Consider the following 4,234-nt stretch of genomic DNA (forward strand, 5'->3'; position numbering starts at 1 on the left):
GGGTTGCCGAAGGTGGGGATCAGGTAGACCAGCTTCGGTTTGTGTTCTTCGATCAGTTTTTCGAGCTTGTCGACGTCCACGCCGTCGGCGTCAATCGGGGCGCCGATCAGCTGCGCGCCGTACAGGCGAAAGCACTGGATGGTGGCCAAAAAGGTGGGCGCCTCCACGATCACCTTGTCGCCCGGCGAGATCATGGTCTTGCCGATCAGGTCCAGCGCCTGCTGGCTGCCGGTGGTGACGATCAGGCCTTCAGGTGTGACCGTGGCGCCAGCGCCACTGCCTGCCCCGCCCTTGTTGGCCATAAAGGTGCTGATGCCCTCGCGCAGCGGCTGGTAGCCCTCGGTGGCGCCGTATTGCAGCACCGGGCCGGGGCTGGCGCTGAGCACGGCGTTGCTGCACTCCTTGATACCTTGCACATCAAACAGCGCCGGGTCCGGAAAGCCGCCGGCAAAGCTGATGATGCCGGGCTTGCCCAGCAGCTTGAAGAGTTCGCGGATGGCGGAGGTTTCGATGTTGTTCAGGCGCTCAGCGAATTGCATGGAGGTCTTTCATTTTCATTTCCCCCTGGGACAAATGGGGAGCAATTGTGGTTACCTCCCTATTATTGTTCAGAGGTAACACACAAAAATGAAAGCCTCATCCAATCCCGCCAGGCGCGAACCGCTTGACTACGTCTCCGAGTCCGCGCCATGTAGTGCTGCTGGCGACCTTACGGGGCGGGCTGTGTCACCGCATTCATCTGAAGCGTGACCGCTGTCTGCGCCAGCAGCCTGCCGTTGGCCGAGGCGCCCGTGTTCACGGCAACCAGCGTTTTACCCAGCACGACGCCCTCAAAGTGAGCAGTTGTTCCAATGGTCGCAGCGCCAGCGACCTGCCAGAAGATGTTCTTGGCCTGTGCGCCGCCGGCCAGGGTCACCCGCGCAGCGTTGGCCTGGTTCAGATTTCCCGCCACCTGGAAGATCCAGACGTCGTTCGGACCGCCCGACAGCGTGACATCAGTGGTAATCAGGAGATCGGTAGCCCATTTGTAGAGGCCAGGCGTGAGGGTCAGTCCGCCCACCTCACCAGCGCCCAGCTCCGTAAAATCGGGCGATACGCGTCCCTCAGCGTCGAGGTAGGCGGTTTCCATGTCGAGCACCGCCGCCGTCAGGGTGGTGGCATCATTGATCGCGCAGGGAAGAGGACCCGCCGCATCGACGACGTAAACTTTTCCCGTCACTTCCCCACACGTGAGAAGCAGAGCCGCACCGGTAATCGGGCTGGTTCCCACATCGCCCGTAATGGCAGAGGCATAAACGTCGGTGATCCCGGTCTTGCTCAAAATCGCGAACGTACCGGCTGATCTGAGGTTGACCGGCGCTGGGCCTCGGCCAGCGATACCTGTTCCATTGGCAGCGGCCAATTGGTGTGCGTTCGGGCTTGCAACCGCAGACTCAACCTCGCCTCCACCGCCGCATCCAGCCACAAATGTGGCCATCATCAATGCCATAAGCCATGGACGGGCGGAGGAATAGCTCTCGAATGTGTTCATCTGACGTTTCCTAAAAATAAGTTACAAAAGATCTTCTTTGTGGTCGCCCGACCCGTTGCCGCTGCGACTTCTTGCGTTCTGCGCACTCGCTTTCGCGTGTTACATCACCGGCATGAGTATTTCCATACTTGTTGATAGGGTCTGTTGGCTGGCACACATACACAAAATTGTTCATATGCATGCCGACGCACCGCCTACACCGTCGAACAGCGCTCGCGGGCACCGCAAAAGAATGGCGCTGCGATTCAGAATAAGCCGCATTACACTGTTTGATATTTCCGTCGACGATCCAACTCCGCAGCCTGATTCGCCCCTCGATCGGACTTCGCTGCAGCGCCTGCCTGAGCCAAAAAAAATACTACGCATGACACCCGCTGACATTGAACGCTTTTTCGCCACGCTCAAGGCCACCAACCCGCAGCCGCAAACCGAGCTGGCGTACGCGTCGGTCTTTGAGTTGTTGGCGGCTGTCCTGCTGTCGGCCCAGGCCACCGATGTGAGCGTGAACAAGGCCACGCGCCGCCTCTTTCCGGTGGCCAACACGCCGCAAAAAATACTCGATCTCGGGCAGGACGGCCTGGAAAATTACATCAAGACCATTGGCCTGTTCCGCAGCAAAGCCAAACACCTGCTGCAAACCTGCCAGATCCTGGTGGCGCAGCACGGTGGCGTGGTGCCGCGCACGCGCGAAGCGCTGCAAGCCCTGCCCGGCGTCGGGCGAAAAACGGCCAACGTGGTGCTGAATGTCGCGTTCGGCGAAGCCACCATGGCCGTCGATACCCATATCTTTCGCCTGGGCAACCGCACCGGCCTGGCACCAGGCAAAACGCCGCTCGAAGTCGAGCAAAAATTGCTCCAACGCATCCCCGCCGCCTACCTGGTGGACGCCCATCACTGGCTGATTCTGCATGGGCGCTATGTGTGTCTGGCGCGCAAGCCGTTGTGCTGGCAATGCGCCGTCAGCCCGTATTGCGACTTCAAAACCAAGTCGACGCGACCGCAGTGAGACCCCGAAATTCCCATGAACTTTATCGAACCCCGCACCGTCATTTTGTTGGCCAGCGTCATGAGCGGCTTGATGTCGCTGGTCTTGTATTCGCTCAAGCGCAATTACCCGAGTTCCATCAAGGGTTTGAGTGAATGGTCCGCGGCGCTGCTGGTGCTGTTTGTGGCTGGCCTGCTGGTGGCGGGGCGCGGCGGGCTGCCGGATCTGGTCTCCATTTCTGTTTCCAGTTTTCTGCTCTGGTGCGGGCTTTATCTGGCTTATGTCGGCACCCAGCGTTTTTTTGGCGTCAAGCCCCGCGTGGCGCCATGGATGATCGTGATCTCGGGGCTGTCGCTGATCCAGCTGTGGTTCAACCTGGTCGAACCCAATTACCACGTGCGCATGGCTTTGACCACGGTGATGACGGCCTGCCTGACCGGGGTGCACGCCCATGTCATTGTCAAGCAGGGTTCAGTCACTTTTTCCAAGGCGCTGGCGGTGGGCGTCCTGACATTCATCGGCGCTATCCAGGTCGTGCGTTTGGCAAGCTCCTTTCTTTTTTCTTTCCCGGCGAACACTGAATTTTTTGGCACATCGGTTATTCAGCTGATCTACGTCGCCAGTTTCTCTTTTTCCGTTTTGTTGTTCTCCATCAGCACCGTGCTGATGGCCACCGACCGCTTGCGCACCGAGCTGGAGCATCTGGCCAACCATGATTCACTGACCAATGCCCTGACGCGCCGGCAAATGGACGAAATTTGCCGGGCCGAGCTGGAGCGCTGCCACCGCCATGGCCGCAGCCTGGCACTGCTGATGATGGATCTGGACCATTTCAAATCGGTGAATGACAGCCATGGCCATCAGGTCGGCGACCGGGTACTGGTTAATTTTGTGGCCAAGGTCAGCGCCTTGTTGCGCGGACCGGATCACTTGGGACGTTTTGGCGGGGAAGAGTTTATGGCGCTATTGCCGGAAACCACGCTGGACGAAGCCATTTCAGTGGCCGAGCGGATTCGCGAAGTCTGCGCCCAGGCCGACCAGGCGCCCTACTGCACCGTGAGCATTGGTATCACCACCAACCGGCAAGACAGCGACACCGTCGAGACGCTGATGACGCGAGCCGACACCGGCCTGTACCGCGCCAAGGCGAATGGACGCAACCGGATAGAAACTGCTTGAAGGGATCTGATCCGGCCCGCTCAAGCCTCAATTTCAGACCACCGACCAAAGGCTGGCGCCTGGCGCGGCCACTGCGTCGCCTGCGCCACCTGACGCACGCCCTGCGCCAGCAGGGTGGCGGCACGGATGACACCGGCATGGGTGATCCACACGGCATCACGCCCCTGCTGTTGCGTCTCGTCCCAGGCCGCGGCCACGCGTTGCATGAATTCGGACACGCTCTCGCGTCCACCAAAGCGATGCGCGTCAAAGTCGGCCGTCCAGCGCTCAAAGTCGGCTTTGGGAACAGCGTCCCAGCGCTGGCCTTCCCAGCAGCCAAAGTCCATCTCGACCAGCCGCGCCTCGGTCTTATAAGGCAAATCGGGCCGTAGCCCCCGTAAACAGTGCGCGAGGCGCTCACATCTTTGTAGCGGAGACGAAATAACGCAAACGCCAGTCGGCAAGCGCTGTGCCAGCGCGTGGGCCGTTTGCCGCGTGGCCTGAGCATCCGCCGCCACATCGGTGGCGCCGTAGCAAACGCCCGGCGCGATCAGGGGTTG

At 60.3% G+C, this 4,234-nt stretch carries 4 protein-coding genes and 1 pseudogene; 2 read left to right on the forward strand and 3 right to left on the reverse strand.

Annotation, left to right across the window (positions count from 1 at the left end; genetic code table 11):
- Positions 1 to 539: pseudogene (locus B3V69_RS17295) on the reverse strand (aminotransferase class I/II-fold pyridoxal phosphate-dependent enzyme); the annotation flags it as partial.
- 170 nt (positions 540 to 709) lie between these two features.
- The gene (locus B3V69_RS17300) at positions 710 to 1,531 is read right to left on the reverse strand and encodes an ice-binding family protein (protein ID WP_296448242.1); all 822 of its coding nucleotides are present in this window, start codon (positions 1,529 to 1,531) and stop codon (positions 710 to 712) included.
- 364 nt (positions 1,532 to 1,895) lie between these two features.
- Between B3V69_RS17300 and nth the strand changes: the two genes are divergently transcribed.
- Both nth and B3V69_RS17310 read left to right on the forward strand, forming a co-directional pair.
- Entirely contained in the window at positions 1,896 to 2,537 is a 642-nt protein-coding gene (nth, locus tag B3V69_RS17305) for an endonuclease III (RefSeq protein ID WP_296448243.1), read from the forward strand.
- A 15-nt stretch (positions 2,538 to 2,552) separates the two neighbouring features.
- A complete protein-coding gene (locus B3V69_RS17310) occupies positions 2,553 to 3,695 on the forward strand; it encodes a GGDEF domain-containing protein (protein WP_296448244.1) in 1,143 nt (380 codons plus the stop codon).
- Between the two features lie 20 nt (positions 3,696 to 3,715).
- On the opposite strand, the gene B3V69_RS17315 is transcribed toward B3V69_RS17310, so the two are convergent.
- On the reverse strand, positions 3,716 to 4,234 hold a 519-nt coding region (locus B3V69_RS17315; protein ID WP_296448245.1), incomplete at its 5' end, for a histidine phosphatase family protein.

This window comes from Rhodoferax sp. UBA5149 (assembly GCF_002413825.1).
Lineage (GTDB): Bacteria > Pseudomonadota > Gammaproteobacteria > Burkholderiales > Burkholderiaceae_C > Rhodoferax.

What these genes read in the sequence shown, in the direction of transcription:
- B3V69_RS17300 (WP_296448242.1), bottom strand. Translation starts at nt 1,531, where the DNA reads ATGAACACATTCGAGAGCTATTCCTCCGCCCGTCCATGGCTTATGGCA.
- nth (WP_296448243.1), top strand. Translation starts at nt 1,896, where the DNA reads ATGACACCCGCTGACATTGAACGCTTTTTCGCCACGCTCAAGGCCACC.
- B3V69_RS17310 (WP_296448244.1), top strand. Translation starts at nt 2,553, where the DNA reads ATGAACTTTATCGAACCCCGCACCGTCATTTTGTTGGCCAGCGTCATG.